At 48.8% G+C, this 3312-nt stretch carries 3 protein-coding genes; 2 read left to right on the top strand and 1 reads right to left on the bottom strand.

Annotated elements, in window-relative coordinates; genetic code table 11:
* Positions 1–1161 (top strand): D-alanyl-D-alanine carboxypeptidase/D-alanyl-D-alanine-endopeptidase (gene dacB / locus ACIQ0Q_RS08985; protein WP_395772601.1); only part of this gene is annotated, 1161 nt, incomplete at its 5' end.
* Positions 1162–1182: 21 nt separating this feature from the next.
* Positions 1183–2586 (top strand): aspartate ammonia-lyase, encoded by a 1404-nt coding sequence (locus ACIQ0Q_RS08980; RefSeq protein ID WP_395772600.1) that lies wholly within the window; start codon positions 1183–1185, stop codon positions 2584–2586.
* Here the strand turns inward: ACIQ0Q_RS08980 and ACIQ0Q_RS08975 are convergent.
* The gene (locus tag ACIQ0Q_RS08975) at positions 2573–3118 is read right to left on the bottom strand and encodes a copper resistance protein CopC (protein ID WP_395772599.1); all 546 of its coding nucleotides are present in this window, start codon (positions 3116–3118) and stop codon (positions 2573–2575) included. The two genes, ACIQ0Q_RS08980 and ACIQ0Q_RS08975, sit on opposite strands and share 14 nt — an antisense overlap.
* Positions 3119–3312: the final 194 nt, after the last annotated feature.

The raw sequence follows: 3312 nt of genomic DNA, 5'->3' as shown, positions 1-3312 counted from the left end.
TATGTCATCAACGTTGACACGGGTGAAGTCTTGGTGGATGTTTTGGGTAAAGAACTAACGCCTTCGGCATCGGTAATCAAGACTTTGACTGCAGTAGCAGCACTTCAGAAGCTTCCGCTTGAATACAAAGCCGTGACTCAGGTGCTTGCAACCCCAAGCGAGCCATCAACACTTGTTCTAAAAGGTGGAGGGGACTTTACTCTTTCACGTTTGGGCCCTGGTGAATCAAGTGTTTACTCCAAGCCACCGAGGATAAGAAACCTTGCTAAGCAGGCTCTTGAAAAAATCCCAGTTGAGGTTCCAATAACAAAGATCATCCTGGACGATAGTTTCTTTAGCGGCGAAGCGTGGAATCCAGATTGGCCGGCCAAATACAGAACGCTTGGATACGTTTCAAACATCACGTCAATTCAGGCAGACGGCGACCGAGTTCAACCCAATCGCCTGATTTCCTCATACAGCTTCCGCAGAGGCAAAGACCCTGTGCTCACTGCAGGTGAGGCACTGCGTGCATCACTTGGGGAGCGGGCAGTCAATGCTGAGTTAGTGGTCGGAAAAACCCCGACTGACGCTTACGTGATTAGTGAAGTCCAGTCTCAGGACATGAGACAAAGCTGGCTAGGTCACATGCTTACTCACTCCGATAACACGGGAGCTGAGTTTATTGCTCGGCACGCGGCGAAGGCAGCAGGTCTCGAGGGAAGTATTGCTGGAGCTAACAAAGTTATCAAGCAGTCCCTTAGAGAGCTTGGCTTGAAGCCAAAGCCATTAGTGATTCGCGATGCTTCTGGATTATCAAATGAAAACAAAGTGCATTCGAAATTGCTAGCTGAACTAATGGTGAAAGTTGCCAAGGCAGAAAACGGACTTGGGGTTTTGACGGAGTGGATGCCAATCGCTGGAGAAACTGGAACTTTGAGATATAGATTCCAAGGAAAATCGGCCATTGCTCGAGGAAACGTAATTGCAAAAACCGGATACATTCCAGGTCTTTATGGCTTGAGCGGAATAGTAAATGCATCAGATGGCTCGCGTCTTGCTTTTGCCGTATTTGCAAGAGCTGATAGCGAAAACGGTCTTTCGGTCACCTACACTGCACAAGGCGCTATAGATCGCGTAGTGACTAGGTTCTATAGCTGTGGAGCGTCACTTACCCAGTAAGTTTCGTGGCAGACTTAACACATGTCAGCAACGAGGCTTGAGCATGATTTGCTCGGTGACTATCAAGTTCCAATAAACGCTTACTGGGGTGTTCACACTGCAAGAGCAGTGGATAACTTCCCAATCTCAGGTGTACCCATCGGTCACTACCGATCGCTAATTAGAGCTTTGGCTATTGTCAAGCAAGCAGCCGCTCAAGCAAACTATGAACTTGGTGAGCTATCTGCCGAAATCAACGATGCTATTTCCAAAGCTTGTAAAGAAGTTGCCGACGGGAAATTTGACGCCGAGTTTGTGGTGGACACGATTCAGGGTGGTGCCGGAACTTCCACCAACATGAACGCCAACGAGGTCATTGCCAACCGGGCCATTGAGATCTTGGGTGGCTCAAAAGGCGATTACGACATAGTTCACCCGCTAAATGATGTGAACAAATCACAGTCCACCAATGACGTTTATCCAACCGCCCTAAAACTTGCCCTAATTCTCGAAATCAACGAGCTGCTAAAGGCAATGGCTCACCTCCAGGGCGCCTACCAAGCTAAGGCCGATGAGTTTAAAGACGTCATCAAGATGGGCCGAACTCAAATGCAAGACGCGGTCCCAATGACACTTGGTCAGGAGTTCGCAACCTTTTCAAGAATGACCATGGAGGATATTCAAAGACTTCAGGAAACTCTTCCACTGCTTCGCGAGATTAATCTCGGCGGAACAGCAATTGGTACTGGGCTCAACGCCCCAGTTGGATATGCCCAGAAAGCGTGCTTGATTCTTTCTAAGTTGTCAGGGTTTGATTTCATAGTTGCCGAGGACATGGTTGAGGCTACTCAAGATGCTGGAGTCTTTGTGATGGTCTCTGGTGTTCTTAAGCGAATTGCGGTGAAGCTTTCTAAAACCTCAAATGATCTTCGCTTGCTTTCCAGTGGACCAAGAGCAGGTCTTGATGAGATCAACTTACCTCCAAGGCAAGCTGGCTCTTCGATAATGCCCGGCAAGGTAAATCCGGTAATCCCCGAGGTAGTCAATCAAATTGCCTTTGCAGTAATTGGCAACGACGTGACTGTAACAATGGCAGCTGAAGCTGGGCAGTTGCAGCTGAATGCCTTCGAGCCGATTATGTGCCGCGCACTAATGATGAGCATCACTCAACTGCGCCAGGGCTGCTACGTACTAGCGGATGCTTGCGTTTCTGGAATTACAGCCAACGTTGAAAAACTTCGCTCGAGCGTTGAGCGTTCCATCGGACTGGTCACAGTTATTTCACCCTTACTTGGCTATGAGAACGCCACCATTGTTGCTCAGAAGGCATTAGCTGATGGCACCAGTGTGCGCGAGGTTGTGTTGGAGCTAAAGCTCATGACTGCAGCTCAATTTGATGAGCTACTAGGAAACATTGATGCTCTAGTAAGGCCTAGGACTTCCTAGCTCGTCTTCTGATCATTAGGCCAATCGGTGCGAAGATAACTCCGAGCACCACCATTGCAAGGCCGATGTAAAAACCAACCATTGAACCACCAGAGCTCTGTTCCTGTATTGGAGCGGGAGCGATAAGTATTGGTGCCTCTGAATCTGTTTCCTGGGCTGGGGTTTCAAGTTCCAAGGTAAAAGTTGACTCACCGCTGATCGGGTGCCCATCCGAAGAAACCACTTTCCAGCGCAGGTCGTAATCTCCAGATTCACTCAAAATGATTTGAGAAGTTAAGACTGAATCCAAAACAACTATCTCGTGACTTACCCAATCACCCGAGCCAGCGAGCTTGGTTGACAGCTCTGCGCTGGTTTCGCCCTCGACAACTAGTAGCGGGTTGTTAAAGGTAAGTTTTGCCTCAAAGCTTGCCTCAGTTAGAACCGCTCCAGACGCGGGCTCTATATCAATCAGTAGGTCGTGGCCCTGTGAGGGAAACGCGAAGACAGCCGTTGCCAGTAAGGCGAGGGCAAAGGAGGATTTTAGGCGCATTGCTCAAGTCTATGCTTTAGAAAAACTGGCCTAGCAGTGAGCAGCATGCCTCTCATTCCCTATGTAATCGAGGGAAGTGATTAGATTCTCTGGCGCGAAGGTAATATTGCAGGATAGGGAGCAACCATAAATCCCTAGAGGTCGAAGCTTGCATTCGATCGGGACTACGACAGTCCCTAATCGAGTATTCAGGA

This window comes from Arenimonas sp., from assembly GCF_044348765.1.
Classification (GTDB): Bacteria; Pseudomonadota; Gammaproteobacteria; order Xanthomonadales; family Xanthomonadaceae; genus Arenimonas.
This window is presented reverse-complemented; position numbering and strand designations above follow the sequence as displayed.